General features: G+C 46.0%; 13 protein-coding genes. 7 read left to right on the top strand and 6 right to left on the bottom strand.

Going from position 1 to position 16,889, the window contains the following annotated elements; all coding sequences use genetic code 11:
• Positions 1 to 29: 29 nt before the first annotated feature.
• From AC1DFM_RS08980 to AC1DFM_RS08995, 4 genes are all read right to left on the bottom strand, one after another.
• Entirely contained in the window at positions 30 to 848 is an 819-nt protein-coding gene (locus AC1DFM_RS08980) for a hypothetical protein (protein ID WP_477076374.1), read from the bottom strand.
• Between the two features lie 557 nt (positions 849 to 1,405).
• On the bottom strand, positions 1,406 to 2,536 hold the full coding sequence (gene hppD, locus AC1DFM_RS08985; RefSeq protein ID WP_477076375.1) for a 4-hydroxyphenylpyruvate dioxygenase: 1,131 nt from the start codon (positions 2,534 to 2,536) through the stop codon (positions 1,406 to 1,408).
• 56 nt (positions 2,537 to 2,592) lie between these two features.
• Entirely contained in the window at positions 2,593 to 3,750 is a 1,158-nt protein-coding gene (locus tag AC1DFM_RS08990) for a homogentisate 1,2-dioxygenase (protein WP_477076376.1), read from the bottom strand.
• Between the two features lie 458 nt (positions 3,751 to 4,208).
• Positions 4,209 to 4,796, bottom strand: coding sequence for a DUF1963 domain-containing protein (locus tag AC1DFM_RS08995; RefSeq protein ID WP_477076377.1), 588 nt, complete (start codon positions 4,794 to 4,796; stop codon positions 4,209 to 4,211).
• A gap of 577 nt (positions 4,797 to 5,373) precedes the next feature.
• Between AC1DFM_RS08995 and thrA the strand changes: the two genes are divergently transcribed.
• The 5 genes from thrA to rpe all read left to right on the top strand — a co-directional run bounded on the left by thrA (position 5,374) and on the right by rpe (position 11,869).
• A complete protein-coding gene (gene thrA / locus AC1DFM_RS09000) occupies positions 5,374 to 7,815 on the top strand; it encodes a bifunctional aspartate kinase/homoserine dehydrogenase I (RefSeq protein WP_477076378.1) in 2,442 nt (813 codons plus the stop codon).
• 77 nt (positions 7,816 to 7,892) lie between these two features.
• Complete coding sequence (locus AC1DFM_RS09005; RefSeq protein ID WP_477076379.1) at positions 7,893 to 8,819, top strand: homoserine kinase; 927 nt, start codon at positions 7,893 to 7,895, stop codon at positions 8,817 to 8,819.
• Between the two features lie 20 nt (positions 8,820 to 8,839).
• Complete coding sequence (gene thrC, locus AC1DFM_RS09010) at positions 8,840 to 10,135, top strand: threonine synthase (protein WP_477076380.1); 1,296 nt, start codon at positions 8,840 to 8,842, stop codon at positions 10,133 to 10,135.
• Positions 10,136 to 10,159: 24 nt separating this feature from the next.
• Positions 10,160 to 11,170 carry a tetratricopeptide repeat protein gene (locus tag AC1DFM_RS09015; RefSeq protein WP_477076381.1) on the top strand — a complete coding sequence of 337 codons (1,011 nt, stop codon included), beginning with the start codon at positions 10,160 to 10,162 and terminating at the stop codon, positions 11,168 to 11,170.
• A gap of 33 nt (positions 11,171 to 11,203) precedes the next feature.
• Entirely contained in the window at positions 11,204 to 11,869 is a 666-nt protein-coding gene (gene rpe / locus AC1DFM_RS09020) for a ribulose-phosphate 3-epimerase (RefSeq protein ID WP_477076382.1), read from the top strand.
• Here rpe and AC1DFM_RS09025 read toward each other — a convergent pair.
• Both AC1DFM_RS09025 and AC1DFM_RS09030 read right to left on the bottom strand, forming a co-directional pair.
• Positions 11,850 to 12,239 (bottom strand): response regulator, encoded by a 390-nt coding sequence (locus tag AC1DFM_RS09025; protein ID WP_477076383.1) that lies wholly within the window; start codon positions 12,237 to 12,239, stop codon positions 11,850 to 11,852. The two genes, rpe and AC1DFM_RS09025, sit on opposite strands and share 20 nt — an antisense overlap.
• 9 nt (positions 12,240 to 12,248) lie before the next feature.
• Positions 12,249 to 14,897: a PAS domain-containing sensor histidine kinase gene (locus AC1DFM_RS09030; RefSeq protein ID WP_477076384.1), complete on the bottom strand. Its 2,649-nt coding sequence runs from the start codon at positions 14,895 to 14,897 to the stop codon at positions 12,249 to 12,251.
• 261 nt (positions 14,898 to 15,158) lie between these two features.
• On the opposite strand from AC1DFM_RS09030, the gene purE reads away from it, so the two are divergent.
• Both purE and AC1DFM_RS09040 read left to right on the top strand, forming a co-directional pair.
• The gene (gene purE / locus AC1DFM_RS09035; RefSeq protein WP_477076385.1) at positions 15,159 to 15,614 is read left to right on the top strand and encodes a 5-(carboxyamino)imidazole ribonucleotide mutase; all 456 of its coding nucleotides are present in this window, start codon (positions 15,159 to 15,161) and stop codon (positions 15,612 to 15,614) included.
• Between the two features lie 98 nt (positions 15,615 to 15,712).
• Positions 15,713 to 16,669 carry a PhoH family protein gene (locus AC1DFM_RS09040; protein WP_477076386.1) on the top strand — a complete coding sequence of 319 codons (957 nt, stop codon included), beginning with the start codon at positions 15,713 to 15,715 and terminating at the stop codon, positions 16,667 to 16,669.
• Positions 16,670 to 16,889: the final 220 nt, after the last annotated feature.

Consider the following 16,889-nt stretch of genomic DNA (forward strand, 5'->3'; position numbering starts at 1 on the left):
TTATATTGTAAAGTTAAGCGATTATTACTTTACTGTAGCTTAATCCATTCCAGTTTTACTACAGCCGCGTCCATTCCGGAAGTGTAAGTACCACGCACCGGATATTTCGCACCGTTATAGGCGTACGAATAAGTGCTGGTGATTACGCGGGAAGAATTAACACTGCTGATATTTTCGGTCAGGATGTTGTGAGCAGATAAATTAGCAGCGCTGAGGTCTGTCAGGTAGCCCAGTTCCGCTTGTTGCTGCTGAGGATTCTKCTGTTTGTCGTAAGTGTAAGTAACCGCAGAAGTATGTACAAATTTGGAGTAGCCGGGTTGTTTGCCGTAGTTATCCATTTGTGCAACGTTACCATCGTTATCCCAGGTCAGTTGTTGGTAGCCGGTATTTTCCCAGTTACCTTTTACTGGATTTTTTCCGAACTGGTAGCGAACAGCGAGTTTGCCATTTTCATTATACACCAGTGAATCGTAAGTATGTACCGCGTTATTACGGTAATAGCTGATTTTAGCTACTTTGTCGCCGGCATAATCAAACGACGTGTAGAGGTCACCGGTAGTCGCCTTTTCTTCGTCCGCAAACAGGCTTTTTACCAGGCGGCCATTTTCGTATACAGGCAGCACTACATCGGTGTAAGCAGCGTTTTCTGTTTTACGGAACTGCGTGATTTTTTGAATGGTTTTATCGGCATTATATTCCAGCACAGTTTGACCAGCAGGAGATGATATTTTATGCAGATAAGTACCAGGTTGAGTGCTCTTATCAGAGCGGAAGGATGAGAAAACAAATGTTGATGCCATTACCAATACGGCAAACCCGGCCCGTTGGGCAGCAGAAGTGTTGAGCATAGATTATATTATTAAAATTACAAATACTACATTGCTACTTTGTGTAAAGAAGACGCAAAATTATGGCGAACAGCAAAGAGAAGTGGTTATTAGTTTGTTAACAGAGGTTATTAAGTTGTTAACAATAAATGACTTAACATAAGCCGATACTTCTACTAGCGTTTTTCATATGGTTAATAAATACACATTAAAAATAATAAATATTTATTAAACCAAGAATAAAAAATATTTAATTTTCTATCCTTTTTCATACTGCATCATGAAAAACAAGGACAAGCGGCATCATTCGCGTAAAATCTTACACATAATTTAAAATTTTAATTTTTCATTGTTACTTCAGTTAACTGCCTTCATGAATAAAGAGTGAAGAGAAGGCTTCATAGGTGCAGTGGAGGGCTAACTTTTTTTTAAAAAACTTCCAACCCGTTGATTATCAAAACAAGAAGGGTATCTCAAAATTAATTGGAGACACCCTTCCGTATTAGATAGTTGTAAACTTCATCAGCCGGGACCGATGGACGCTCCGTTACAGGAGCACTAAAGCAAGCATAKAGAAATTATAAGTTGCCGCGCAATGCCTGTTCTCTTTCTATAGATTCAAACAGGGCTTTGAAGTTGCCTTTACCAAAAGACTGTGCTCCTTTGCGCTGAATAATTTCGAAAAATACGGTTGGCCTGTCCTGCAAAGGTTTGGTGAAGATCTGCAGCAGATAACCTTCATCATCTCTATCTACCAGGATACCCAGTTCCTGCAATGGCGCAATGTCTTCATCAATTTTACCTACGCGATCCAACAGCGTGGTGTAATAATCGGACGGCACTTTTAGGAATTCTATTCCTCTGCGTTGCAGTTCTGATACAGTTTTCACGATATCATTGGTAGCAATGGCCACGTGTTGTACACCAGGGCCGCCGTAAAAATCCAGGTATTCTTCAATCTGCGATTTCTTCTTACCTTCTGCGGGTTCATTAATCGGGAATTTCACACGTCCGTTACCGTTACTCATTACTTTACTCATGAGCGCAGAGTATTCGGTGGAGATATCCTTATCATCGAAAGAGAGCAGATTTCTGAAGCCCATTACGCGCTCGTAAAACTCCACCCAGGTGTTCATTTCATTCCAACCCACGTTACCCACACAGTGGTCCACATACAACAAGCCGGTATCTGTTGGATTATAGTCGGTTTTCCATGCTTTGAAGCCTGGCAGGAATAATCCTTTATAGTTTTTACGTTCTACGAATACGTGTACTGTATCGCCGTAAGTATGAATGCCGCTGCGTACTACTTCTCCAAATTCATCTTTCTCTACAGTGGGCTCCATATACGGTGTAGCACCGCGTTTCACGGTTTCCTCATAGGCAGACCGGGCATCGTCTACCCATAATGCCAGTACCTTTACACCATCGCCATGTTTAGCAACATGACGGGAAATTTCCGTATCGGGTAACAGGGAAGTAGTGAGTACAAAACGTAATTTATTTTGTACCAGTAAATAGGATACTCTGTCTCTTACACCGGTTTCAGGGCCTGCATAAGCAACCGACTGAAAACCGAAAGCTGTTTTGTAGTAAAGGGCGGCCTGTTTGGCGTTGCCTACATAAAACTCAACATAATCTGTTCCGTTGAGTGGTAAAAAATCCTGCTGACCAGTTAAGTTGTCTGCATTCATTAATGCTGTTTCCATAACATTCAATTGTTTTGGTGTTTATAAGGTGGTTGGTTGCCGTTCAAATTAATTTGTTATTCTGCCCAGCTCATTACGTAGCTGCCGTCTTCGATACCCAGCGCTTCTTCCGTGATTTGCAGGGGATGGAAAGTATCTACCATGACTGCCAGTTCTTTCGTTTCTTTTGCGCCGATGCTCTTCTCCACTGCGCCCGGATGCGGACCATGCGGAATACCTGCCGGATGAAGGGTGATCATACCACGTACCACATGCTTACGGCTCATAAAGTCGCCATCTACATAATATAATACCTCATCGCTGTCGATGTTGCTATGGTTATAAGGCGCCGGAATAGCCTGTGGATGGTAGTCAAACAAGCGGGGGCAGAAAGAACACACCACAAAGTTGTTGCCTTCAAACGTTTGATGCACGGGAGGCGGCTGATGCACGCGGCCGGTGATGGGTTCGAAATCGTGAATGGAAAAGGCGAATGGATATTCGCATCCATCCCATCCTACCACATCAAACGGATGGTGTTTGTAGTGGATCGGATATATCACGCCTTTCTTTTTAATGCGGATCAGGAAGTCGCCCGCTTCATCAATGGTTTCCAGGTTTTGCGGCTGGCGGATATCCCGCTCGCAATACGGTGAATGCTCCAGCAGTTGCCCGTATTTGCTCAGGTATCTTTTTGGATAGCGGATAGGGCTAAACGATTCTACGATAAACAGGCGGTTGTCTGCGCTGTTGAAAGAGATCTGGTAAATAGTACCACGTGGTATCACGAGGTAGTCGCCGTAGCCAAATTCCAGTTGTCCGTATTGTGTTTTCAGCACGCCGCTGCCTTCGTGTACAAAAATCATTTCATCTCCATCTGCATTTTTGTAGAAGTATCCTTCCATGCTTTTACGGGGAGAGGCGAGTACAATATGGAGGTCGCTGTTGACCAGTACTGCTTTGCGGCTTTGCAGAAAATCGTCTTCCGGTTTGATGTTGAAGCCCATGAAACTGCGGTGCTTCAGCATCTTTTCTTCCGCTACCTTAGGGGCTACGGAATAAGGCTCATCTACTTTCACAATTTCCGTAGGTGGATGGCAGTGATATAATAAGCTGGAGTGAGACGAAAATCCTTCCGTGGAAAACAACTGTTCCGAATACAGCTGGCCATCCGGTTTGCGAAACTGGGTATGGCGTTTATGCGGTATTTGTCCGAGTTTATGATAATGTGGCATAACAGGTAGATTGAAAAAAAATTGTTTTGGTGTACAATTGAAAATTGAATGGGTGTATGATTCCTGTTGGTGTATGATCGAAATTATATGTCCACGCGCAACCTGTAAAGGGAGTAAAAAATATCAGATACACATGCACCCGGATAGCCCAAAACTATCAATACAAAGTTACGGTATATAAATACGAAGAATGGCCGGTAGTGGCCGTTGGAAGAGGTTATGCCAAAGTCGAATCCATGGCGAGTGTGGCCATGAGAAAGTAGTAGTTAAGCTGACTATTGCTTGTATATTTCAGTGAAATGGACAAGTGGCAATTGTTTAAGCAACTAAGTTAAGGATATAATTCTATAATACCCAAAATTGTGTTTTAAAGACTAATTCTTTTTGGGAGTTGCTAGCTTTTTTGAAGTAGCCTGGTAGATGGGGCAAAGGAAAAAACAGGCGAAGCCATTTTAAAATTACGAATATTGTAAAGTAAGTAATCCGCTATTGTTTAATGGATTGTAGAAAATATAGAGCATGCCGCCCATCAATAAGTTCTTATGGTCAGCGAAATTTTTTCCGAAAGACAATCCCGAAAGCTGCAGTACAAAATCGTAACCGGTGTAATTAAATCTGTCTTGAAGCCAGTTTGGCTGCCCCMCTATTTTATCATCTAATTCTTCAGAAAACTCATCTTCATCTGTCTCAAAATTTAGATTTAATTCTATCTTTTTTATCCCGGAAATAGGGTATTCCGATTCTTGTCTTGGCTGGGCCGGCAAATGAGTCATCATGTATCCCTTTTCCCTACCTCTGGCCATGTCAATTGCGCATTCAACGTCGTCAGGTTTATAGGGACAAAATATAGACAGTATCTGTCCTTCGGGGATCATCATCCCGCATTGTGATTTCAACATATCAGATGACAAGGAAGCCAGGAAAAGCATCTTGTTTCCATGCCGGTCTATAGGCCAGTCTACAGTCTCGGGTAATAAACAGCTGCCTCCAATTTTATCGTATTCCTGATCCTTAGTATCCCTGTTGTATGTAATATAACTTGCCATTTGCTTTAGTATCTGAGAAATCCGAAGTTACATTATTCCCGTAATCACGCACCGAGTATTGAGAATGCTTTTACCCCTTTTTTGTTTTAAACGGTGAGGGGTACAAAACAATATAGGGGGTGACAATTCTTTTCGGACAACCAGACAAACACCCGCTAATTGTCATTAAAAAGTCACATCAATGCAGTTTTCAGTTCATATTGGAATAATAAAAACATACAGAAAAGCCAACTTTATTGCATCAAAACTAATAAAAACACTTTTACAAACAACACCAACAAATAAAACGTCCATTTTTTGAAATATTTCTAAAAATCACCACTGCACTTTTATTTACCGGTGTAATTGTAGACTTTTGTTACACAATCGTCATATTTCAAATAGTGATACCGTTTTATACATATCAATCCTCTGTTACTCCTGCCACTCAGCAGGGCACGGACACTATTATGGCCACAACGTCCACAACAATTATTACAACCCCACTGCGGGGTTAGTTTTCACATATGATCCAACGACCACGAAGGTGGTACTTCACCGGGAGGACCCGGAGTTTATCTACGTATAAATTTTCCATATGCAAGTATTAAAATTTGGCGGCACTTCTGTTGGAAGCGCCAAAGCAATAGAACAGGTTTGTTACATCCTCAAAAAATATAAACCTGCCGGACAATATGCCATCGTTGTATCTGCGTTAGGCGGAGTAACGGACAAGCTTATACGCTGCGGACAACTCGCAGAACAAGGCCAGGAAGACTACAAAAACATATTGCAGGAAATTGAAGCCCGGCACCTGGATACGATCCGTGAACTGTTCCCTATTACCGCACAAAGCAGCCAGATCAGCCAGCTGAAGAAAAAACTCAATGCCCTCGAAAACCTTTGTGATGGCATCTTCCAGGTAGCAGAACTCAGTCCCCGTACCCTGGATAAAATCATGAGCTACGGCGAACTGATGTCCTGCACTATTGTAGCGGAAAAATTAAAACAACAGGGGCTCTCCGCCACCTGCAAAGACAGCCGTGAACTCATTGTAACCGATCATAACTTCGGCCACGCTGCCGTTAATTTTGTTGCCACCAATCACCATATTACCCAGTACTTCGCACAGTCAACCGTTGACTATGTAGTATTACCGGGCTTCGTAGCCGCTACCGCCGAAGGCGATACCACTACCCTCGGCCGGGGCGGATCTGACTATACAGCTGCGATTATCGCCGCAGCAGTAAACGCGGATGTGCTGGACATCTGGACAGATGTAAGCGGCATGATGACCGCCGATCCCCGCATCGTGTCACAGGCCATTCCCATTTCGCACATCTCTTATGTGGAAGCCATGGAGCTGTCGCATTTCGGTGCCAAAGTCATTTATCCGCCTACCATACAACCGGTCATGAGTAAACGTATTCCTATCTGGATCAAAAATACCTTTGCCCCGGAAGATCACGGCACCCTCATACAAGACAGTGCAGACCGCAGCTTCCCCGTTACCGGCATCTCCGGCATCAAACACATTGCCTTACTTACCCTTGAAGGAAGCGGCATGGTGGGCATTCCAGGCTTCTCAAAACGACTGTTTGAATCGCTCTTACGGGAACGGATCAACGTGATCCTGATTACCCAGAGCTCTTCCGAACACTCTATTACCGTAGGTATTCATGAAGCGGACATGCTCAAAGCCAAAACTACTGTGGACAGTGAATTTGGCCAGGAAATACTGGAGAAACGCATCGAACCCCTGCACGTGGAAAAAGACCTCTGCATCGTAGCAGTAGTAGGTGATAAAATGAAGAACCATCACGGCACCAGCGGTAAACTGTTTGGCACCCTGGGACGCAACGGTGTGAACGTACGCGCCATTGCACAGGGCTCTACCGAGAAAAACATTTCTGCTGTGATCAACAAAGCCGATATCAAGAAAGCCCTGAACGTGATGCATGAAACTTTCTTTGAAACTCCGCTGAAGCAGGTAAACCTTTTCATCGCCGGAGTAGGCAATGTAGGCAGCAAGCTACTGGAACAGCTGCAGCAACAACAACATTACCTACGCGACGAACTGGGCTTACAGGTACGTGTTATTGGTTTGGCTAACAGCAAACGTACGCTGATTGCCGACAGTGGTATTGCACTGGAAAACTGGCGTCCCCAGCTGGAAGAAGGCAGCCATATGAGCACTACTGACTTTGTGCAGCAAATAAAAGCGTTGAACCTGCGCAACAGCGTGTTTGTAGACAATACCGCCAGCGCGGATATCGCTGCCGTATATCATGAATTTCTGCAGCATGGTATTTCCGTGGTTACCTGCAATAAAATTGCCTGCTCTTCCGACTACGTTTATTATAAACAACTGAAAGACCTGGCCAGGAAATACAACGCTTCCTTCCTCTTTGAAACCAACGTTGGAGCTGGATTACCTGTGATCAATACCCTCAATGACCTGATCAGAAGCGGCGATAAAGTACATCGCATCGAAGCGGTGTTATCCGGCAGTCTGAACTTTGTATTCAATCATTTTGTGAATGGCGCCAGCTTCCGCGAAGTAGTGAAAGCCGCACAGGACGAAGGGTACACTGAACCAGATCCACGTATTGACCTGAGTGGCAAAGATGTAATGAGAAAAATACTCATCCTTGCACGGGAAAGCGGCGCCGCCATAGAAATGGAGGAGATCACCAACCACTCCTTCCTGCCGGCCGCCTGCCTGGATGCCGCGTCTGTACCAGATTTCTACGAAGAGCTGGATGTACATGCCGGACATTTCCAGGGGCTTCGCGAAAACGCAGCTGCTGCTGGCAAGCGTCTGAAGTTTGTGGCCAGCTATGTAGATGGCAAGGCATCGGTAGGACTGCAAAGTGTAGCACCTGATCATCCATTTTATCAGTTGGAAGGAAAAGATAATATCGTGTTGTATACTACCAGTCGCTATAAAGATCAGCCGCTGATTGTAAAAGGCGCGGGGGCAGGTGCTGACGTCACCGCTTCAGGCATTTTCGCAGACATTATCCGCAGCGCCAGGTAATAAACTTTTCATTAATCCTTACCAAAGCCTTGCAAACGTAGGAATGAATTATTAAATTAAACTAACTAAACCCTTATATGGATAGTATAAAAGTATTTGCGCCAGGAACTGTAGCGAATGTGGCCTGTGGCTTTGATGTAATCGGACTGGCGCTGGATGCGCCGGGAGATGAAATGATTCTGCGCAGGGTGTCTGAACCAGGCATCCGCATTACGGCCATCCATGGCGCAGATCTGCCGCTGGAGGCGGCCCGCAACGTAGCAGGAGTAGCCATACAGGCCTTGCTGCAAAAATACGATCACCCGGATATTGGTATTGAAGTAGAGATTTTTAAGAAGATACATCCCGGCAGCGGCATTGGCTCCAGTGCGGCCAGCAGCGCGGGCGCCGTGGTAGGCGTAAACCATTTGCTGGGCGAACCGTTCACCCGGAAACAACTGGTTCGTTTTGCCATGGAAGGAGAAAGGCTGGCCTGTGGCTCCGCACATGCCGACAACGTGGCGCCGGCCATTCTCGGTGGATTTACACTGGTGAGGAGTTACCGTCCGCTGGACATCACCACCCTGCACACGCCGGAACATTTATGGGTAACCGTGATACATCCACAGATAGAAGTAAAAACCTCCGATGCCCGTGAAATACTGAAGCAGAAAGTGCTGATGACCGATGCCATCCGGCAGTGGGGCAACGTAGGCGCATTGGTGGCAGGCTTGTATCAGGACGACTACGAATTGATCAGCCGTTCCCTGGAAGACGTGATTGTAGAACCGGTACGCGCCATTCTCATTCCGGCCTTTCATGAACTGAAACTGAAATGCAAAGAAGCCGGGGCACTCGGTGGCGGTATTTCCGGTTCCGGCCCTTCGGTATTTATGTTAAGTAAAGGAGAAGAAAATGCCCGCAAAGTAGCGGCTACTATGGATAGCGTTTACGCACCACTGGGAGTAGACTATAAAATCTATGTGTCCCAAATCAACACCGCCGGTGTTAAAGTGATTGACTAACCAAAACCAACGTATTATCCATGCAGTATTTCAGCTTACAAAACAAGCAGCACCAGGTAAATTTCGAAACAGCAGTAGTACAGGGATTAGCACCAGACAGAGGATTATATTTCCCGGAACAGATCCCCACGTTGGACCCCCATTTCCTGACTAACCTGCACGACTATACGGATCATGAAATCGGCTTACAGGTTATCCGCCCATTTGTAGGTGACGAAATACCCGAAGCAGCCTTAAAAAAGATAGTGGCCGACACCCTGCACTTTCCTTTTCCTTTGCAGAAAGTGACCGGTCATACGTTTGCCCTTGAATTATTCCATGGCCCTACCCTCGCCTTCAAAGATGTAGGCGCGCGCTTCATGGCAGGGTGTCTGGGCTATTTCCGCCGCAACAGCAGTCAGCCCGTTACCGTACTGGTAGCCACTTCCGGCGATACCGGCGGCGCCGTAGCCAGCGGTTTCTACGATGTTCCCGGTGTAGAAGTCGTAATCCTCTACCCTTCCAAAAAGGTGAGTATCCTGCAGGAAAAGCAACTCACTACACTGGGCAAAAATATTCATGCACTGGAAATACAGGGCACTTTCGATGATTGTCAGCAGCTGGTGAAGACGGCGTTTCTCGACCAGGCGCTGCAGGATCATCGTTCGCTGACCAGCGCCAACTCCATTAATGTGGCCCGTTGGCTGCCGCAGATGTTTTATTATTTCCTGGCCTACAAACAGATGAAGGCGGCCCATCCGAAACTGGTGTTTTCTGTGCCCAGTGGCAATTTTGGCAACATTTGCGCTGGTATGATGGCTGCTGCCATGGGCTTACCTGTGGCTCATTTTGTGGCGGCCACCAACATCAATGATACCGTTCCCCGCTTCATGGCCAGTGGCAAATACGAGCCAGGTAAGGCATCGCCTACTCTCTCCAACGCCATGGACGTAGCTGATCCCAGCAACTTTGTACGGATACTGGAATTATTCGGCAACAGTTTGCCGGCGCTCACGGAAAAACTGACGGCTTATAGCTTTAATGATAAAGATACCGCCCGTACGATGGAGCAGGTATGGAAAGAAAATCATTATATGCTGGACCCTCATGGCGCCGTAGGATTCATGGGGCTGCAACGTTACCTGGAACATACGCAGGCGCTTACCGGCGTTTTCCTGGAAACCGCACACCCGGTGAAATTTGAGGACACCGCGCCGAAGGCTATCCGCGAAGAAATATATACACCGGCCAAGGTGATGTCTTTATACAGCAAAGAAAAAGAAGCGACTTTATTGCCCGCCGACTACACCGCATTCAAAAAGTGGTTAATGCGATAAGGATTCTGTAGTTTTGGCGCTCGTATGAAGTATTTATCTATCCTCCTGTTATTAGCGGGTGCCGTGGCCTGTAACAATGGCGGCACCCGGCAGCCAGCTGCTACGGCCAATGCCGACACGGTATTACAAAGCGATATTATCCGTCCTGTTACGGACTCCATCCGGCAGTTCCCGGACAACCCGGAGTTGTATTACCGCCGCGCCTTATTGCTATTTAATACCAATCCCGCATTGGCGCAGGCTGATTTTGAAAAAGCCGCCAAACTAACGCCTGCCAACACGGATTACTGGGCGGGTGCCGGCGAAGCCGCTCTGATGGTGAACGATTATAAAAAAGCAGCTGATTACTTCCGCCAGGCACTGACTACCGCTCCCGGCTATACGTATCTGCAATACAGGTTGGCTACTGCGCTGATAGAAAATAAAGCATATGCTTCCGCAGATAGTATTGCCAACGTGCTGGCTGGTACCGCGGAAGGGCGCGACAAAGCCTTTTACTTAAAAGCCCGTTTGGCGGAGGATAAACAAGATACCGTTACTGCTATCCGTCACCTGACCTCTGCGATTCATGCCGCCGGTGCACAGCCCGAATTTGAGGCAGTAATGGAGCTGGCCGACCTGTTGCGCAGTCGCAAGGCGCCTGCTGCATTAGGTTACTATACACAGGCCTGGCGCATGGACACCACCAATGCATGGCCCTTGTATGAAGCCGCGCAGTTCCAGGAAGAATTAGGTGATCCAGCCAATGCACTGCTCTCCTACCGGAAATGTATTGTAGCAGATCCCGGCTTTGAAAAAGCCTACCTGGCGCTGGGAAAGATTTACAGCGATAAAAAAGCCTGGAAAGACGCCTATACTTACTATAACCTGGCCGCCAGGTCAGCACCTACCGATGCCTGGGCTTATTATTACCGCGGACAGGCGCAGGAACAGCTGGGCAATAAAGCAATGGCGATAGATGATTATGCCAAAGCATCTTCGTTTAAAAAAGATTTCAGGGAGGCAAAAGAAGCGTTGCAAAGACTGAAGCCTTAATTGCTTAAATTTACACGACTCAAAAATACTGCATTGGAAAAACATCCTGTTTTAGTGGCGCCATCTTTACTGGCAGCGAATTTCCTCGAGTTGGGAAAAGATATTGATATGGTTAACCGTAGTGAAGCCGACTGGTTTCACCTCGACGTAATGGATGGGAGGTTTGTGCCTAATATCAGTTACGGCCTGCCGGTGATTGCGCAGATAAAGAAGAGAGCGAACAAGCCCTGTGATGTGCATCTGATGATTGAAGAACCAGAAAAATATGCAGCAGATTTCAAAAAAGCCGGGGCGGATATCTTAACAGTGCACCTCGAAGCCTGTATTCATCTTCATAGAAACATACAACAGATAAAAGGACTTGGCATGAAAGCCGGTGTTGCCTTAAATCCGCATACCCCGATCAGCATGCTCGAAAATGTGATCCGTGATATTGACGTGGTACTGGTCATGAGTGTGAATCCCGGATTTGGCGGGCAAACCTTCATAGAGCAAACCTATCATAAAATTAAGCAGCTGAGAAAGCTGATATCAGACACCCATGCACATGCATTGATTGAAGTAGATGGAGGAATAGGAACCGAAAATGCAGGACAGCTCATTCATGCGGGCGCTAATGTGCTGGTAGCGGGTAGCGCAGTGTTTTCATCTGCTGATCCGGAGAAAACCATCCATGCACTTAAGACAAGTGCGCAATAATTTCCTTTGATAGTGGCTTGGTGAGATAACCTGTAACGAAATCATATCCGCTTACCCGCTCACGGTCCTTTTCGTCGATAGAAGAGGTAAGCACAAAGATCCGGATGTTTTTGGGCAGCTCATTGCAAAATGCGGCATACTCCTCCAGGAACTCCCAGCCATCCATCACCGGCATGTTCAAATCCAGCAAAATAAGATCTGGCAACGCAGCAGTATCCTGCGAGTTTTCACGGATATAGTCCAGTACATCCTGTGCGTCTGAAAACACGCGAATGTTGGTGCTGATAGCCTGCCGCTCGATCATGATTTTAGCAATCTGCTGGTGAATCGGGTCATCATCTACAATAAAAATCGTATTGATCAACTTCATAAAGGGGGTTTATTCTGATCTAAATGTAATAATAAATTTTGTTCCCTCTCCAGGATGGCTTTCTGCCCTTATACTTCCACCCATTGCTTCCACCTGGGTTTTGGTAATGAACAAGCCTATTCCCTTTGCATCTTTGTTCTTGTGAAAGGTTTTCCGGAAGCCAAATAATTTATGACCGAAACGTTCCATATCTATGCCGACACCATTGTCCTGCACACTTAATATAATGTTTTCATTCTCCTTCCAGGTTTGCAAATGTACGGCAGGAGTACGTTCGGAAGAACGATAACGGATCGCATTTGTAATAAAATTCTGTAAAATACTGTCCAGGTATACCCTTGGGTATTCAATGACCGGCTCTTCGCCAAAGTTATACGTAATTTGGATATTACTCGTTTCAATGTCTACCAGCAATACATCTCTTACCTTTTGTAATCGCTCAGAGAACAGCAGCTTTTCCCGCTCCACATTCACATCTTTCCGGATCTGCACTACTTCTACGAGGTCGTTCAGGGTTTCATCAATCTTTTTAATCACCTCATGGACCATGCCCAGGTACAGGTCTCGTTCCTGCTGCGCGATGGCCTCATTGTGCATCTGCATCAATGCCTTCAGGTTGGCGATTGGCGCCCGCAGGTTATGAGAGGTGATATGGGCAAAGTCTTCCAGCTGTTTGTTCTGATTCAGCAGGTTTTTATTCAGGTTAGACAGCTGATCATTGGCTTTTCTCAGGTCTTTCTGCATTTTGCGGCTATCGGTGATATCGCGCATAAATACAGAGATACCGCCGTCCTGCATGGGTGTGAGGAGGAAGTCGTACCATTTATCCACGCCGGGGAAATAGATGCCGAACGACTGAGAGGCTTGCTGGAGAATACATTCCTGCAAACGGGCGAAGAATACGGTACCGCTGAGGCGGGGAAATTCTTCGAAGATATTGCTGCCCATGGCAACCGGGTGGCCGATCATTTTTTCGGCCTTGCGGTTGAGGAAGTTGACCTTCCCGTTTTTCTCCATGGCGGCATATCCCATATCGATGGTATCGAAGAAAAGCCGCATCAGTTCCGTATTACGGGTGAGGGCATCTCTGATTTCCACTTGTTCTGTGATATCCTGTACTACGCCATACATTCTTACGAGGCGGCCATCTACGTAGCCTGGCTGTCCAATGGAGCGCACTCTTTTCAGTTGTTGCCGTTCTGATACAATGGTCAATTGCGCATCAAAAGGTTTACCGTTTGCCATGCATTGCCTTAAGAGGCCATCCAGGATTTCCTTCGCTTCCTGGGTATAATAGCCCCTGGCTCTTTCGAGGTTGATGGGGGCGCCCACAGGGCAATCGTGAATATGATAGGCCTCGTCTGTCCACCGTACCTTATCACTGTCTATATCCAGTTCCCATCCGCCGATTTTACCGATAGTACCGGTTTGTTGCAGGAATTCCTGGTTTTTCCTGTTTTCCAGTTCCTGCATTTTTTTATCCGTGATATCATTCACCAGCGCCACCACAATCATCTCCTTGTCTACCGGCTCTATCACCGGGAATACGGTGAGGTCCAGGTATACTTCACGTCCCACGGTAGTCCAGCGTTTATCCTGGGAGAAATCTATTTTCTTTTCCACGCGCAGCGACCTGTTTTCTTCCAGTGCCTGGATGAACAGTTTATCCAGTTCAAACATGGTGGACAGGTCGTCGTTCATCACATTGAAAGGCTGGCGCCCTGCGGGATAGGGTGAATTAAAGAAAAAGCGTTGGGTTTGATTAATGCGGCGTATAAACCCAAAGTTATCGAACTGAATGTAGCCGATGGGCAGGTTTTCGATGATATTATCGAGGAGACGTTCGCTTTTCTGGAGGCTGAGTTCAGAGAGTTTTTTCTCTGTGATATCGTCCAGGATGAGGAATACGTTGACCATATTCCGCTGTTGATCGGTGAGCGGGAATAGGGTGGCCTCGAAGTACACGGGATATAGGCGGGTAATATGTTCGTTTCTTTTTTCGCGGTAGCTGAGTAATATTTCGCGTTTGAGTGTTTTGCCGGTGATGATCACTTCTTCAAACAGATCGGAGAGGCCATTGAGGCGGTAGAACGGGTCCTGTAGCCATTGGTATTCCGGTTTGGTGAAGAAGGGATGGGCATCGCCCCATATTTCGCGTTGGCGGCTGTTCATGTCTACGCTCCTGCCATCGGTAGAAAACTGTTGCAGGCCGAGGGGAAGATTTTCCAATACCTGGCTGTAATAGATTTCATTTTGTTCTCTTTTTATTTCGGCGAGTTTGCGGGAGGTGATATCGATGCCAATGAGCATACAATGTTCCATGGTACCGCTGCTATTGAGTAGCGGGCTGATACCGGCTTCCAGCCAGAGGGGGGTATGTTCATTTTTGAGAAAGCAGCATTGTTCCTGTACCGGTTGGCCGGCGAGGAGGGTATTCCATATTTTTTGCCACTGGTCCGCGTTGGCGGGGCGGAGGATGTTGGTGAGTGGCTGACCTACGAGGAGATCGGATGATTGCTGCAAAGCGGCTATCACCTGCGTATTTACCRCAGTCACCATACCGGCGGCATCTATTGTAACAGAGAGTGCACAGGCATTAATAGCGGCTTCAAGATGCTGTAAGTGCCGGTAGTGCTGTTCCAGCATAACTACATTCATATGATAGCAGAATCTAAGATCGTTGTATCGGGAAATCCCAAAGTAGGCATTATATAATGAAAAATCACTATTATGTTCGTAAAAGTAATAAAATGTTGGATAAAGGTCAATTCTTTACAAATGCCCGTAAAACGTGGGGATGAATGGTAGTGTTTGATCATTTATCCACGTGTTGTGGATTTTCAGTTTTCCGAAATTGGTAATCGATCAATATCTTTGGGCTGGCTATATAAATTATCATTTTTTTAAATACTACTTGAGATGAAAGTTTTGATTATCATGGGTTCCGAGAGTGACAAACCTGTAATGGAAGAATCACAAAAGCACCTTCAATATTTTGGCATTGAAAACGAAATGATCGTGGCTTCGGCGCATCGTAACCCTGATAAAGTAAGGGAGTTGTGTATCACTGCACAGGAGAAAGGATTTGGCGTAATTATTGCCGCAGCGGGCATGGCAGCAGCCTTACCGGGAGTAGTATCTGCTTACACTTCGCTGCCTGTTCTGGGAGTTCCATTAGATGGTGGTTTACCAGGTGGCATTGATGCTTTATACTCCATTGTACAGATGCCTGCAGGCTTACCGGTTGGTACCCTGGCAGTAGGAAAAGCCGGAGCGCGCAATGCAGCTATCCTGGCAGCCCGTATCATCGCTTTAAGCAATAAAGATATTGCTGCTAAAGTGGAAACCTTCAAACAGAACGGGTACAGAATTTAGTGATAGCTTAACAATTGCGTCTTCCAGGTTGTACAAGATTTAAATATATTCGGATTGAAAAATACCGATCATTTCCTGGACAATTAAATCAAGAATCATTGACTGAATCCATTATCAATTTAGACAGTATTAATCCCATTGAGTTTTTCGGTGTTAACAACGGAAAACTGGATCTGCTGAAAAAGAAATTCCCATTGCTTAAGATCCTGTCCAGGGGCACCCAGTTAAAATTGAGTGGGGCACCGGAAGAAGTGGCTACAGCGGAGGAAAAGATTGGTCAGATCGTTAAATACCTGGAGCGAAATGGTAATCTGACAGAGAACTATTTTGAACAGATTCTTGGAGACGAGGAAGGCACAAAAATTGACAATTTCAGCGAACGTAACCCCAATGAAGTATTAGTATTTGGTCCTAACGGACGTACGGTAAGAGCCCGTACTGCTAACCAGAAAAAGATGGTATCCCTGGCGGAGAAAAATGACATTATTTTCGCGATTGGACCTGCTGGTACTGGTAAAACCTATACTGCTGTGGCATTGGCGGTTCGAGCGTTAAAAAACAAAGCCGTAAAGAAGATTATTCTCACCCGCCCTGCTGTAGAAGCAGGAGAAAGTCTGGGTTTTCTTCCGGGAGATTTAAAAGAAAAGATTGACCCATATCTGCGGCCATTGTACGATGCGCTGGATGATATGATCCCTGCGGAGAAGTTGAGTTACTACATGACCAACCGCGTTATTGAGATTGCTCCCCTGGCGTATATGCGTGGACGTACCCTGGATAATTCGTTTATTATCCTGGATGAGGCGCAAAATGCCACGGATTTGCAGATCAAAATGTTTCTAACCCGTATCGGTGCATCTGCCCAGGCCATTATCACCGGTGACCTTACGCAGATAGATTTACCTAAAAATCAACAATCCGGTCTGGAAAGGGCTTCCCGCATCCTTCGCAACATTGAAGGTATTGCACATGTGGAACTTGATGAAGAAGATGTGGTAAGACACCGTTTGGTGAAAGCCATCATCAAGGCATATGAAGCCAATAAGGACAAATAAATGATTTTACTGTTTGGCTATGGCGTTGCCGGACATTTTTTTTCCGCCACAAAATGCGGGGCAGAAAAAAAATATCCGGTAACAAAATAGCCAAATATTAAAATATTAACTCTTTGTTAACGGCGATTGCCGTAAGTTCACCTGTTTTTATCCAAGGGAAAATTCAGTCCGGAAGCCTGTGAATGAGCTATACTATCGTTGTACGACTTTGCAGAATTGA

The sequence above is a fragment of the Chitinophaga sp. 05T412 genome, from assembly GCF_056396465.1.

Excerpts from the sequence above, each read along its gene's own strand:
- hppD (WP_477076375.1), bottom strand. The coding sequence starts at position 2,536 with ATGGAAACAGCATTAATGAATGCAGACAACTTAACTGGTCAGCAGGAT.
- AC1DFM_RS08990 (WP_477076376.1), bottom strand. The coding sequence starts at position 3,750 with ATGCCACATTATCATAAACTCGGACAAATACCGCATAAACGCCATACC.
- thrA (WP_477076378.1), top strand. The coding sequence starts at position 5,374 with ATGCAAGTATTAAAATTTGGCGGCACTTCTGTTGGAAGCGCCAAAGCA.
- AC1DFM_RS09005 (WP_477076379.1), top strand. The coding sequence starts at position 7,893 with ATGGATAGTATAAAAGTATTTGCGCCAGGAACTGTAGCGAATGTGGCC.
- thrC (WP_477076380.1), top strand. The coding sequence starts at position 8,840 with ATGCAGTATTTCAGCTTACAAAACAAGCAGCACCAGGTAAATTTCGAA.
- AC1DFM_RS09015 (WP_477076381.1), top strand. The coding sequence starts at position 10,160 with ATGAAGTATTTATCTATCCTCCTGTTATTAGCGGGTGCCGTGGCCTGT.
- AC1DFM_RS09025 (WP_477076383.1), bottom strand. The coding sequence starts at position 12,239 with ATGAAGTTGATCAATACGATTTTTATTGTAGATGATGACCCGATTCAC.
- purE (WP_477076385.1), top strand. The coding sequence starts at position 15,159 with ATGAAAGTTTTGATTATCATGGGTTCCGAGAGTGACAAACCTGTAATG.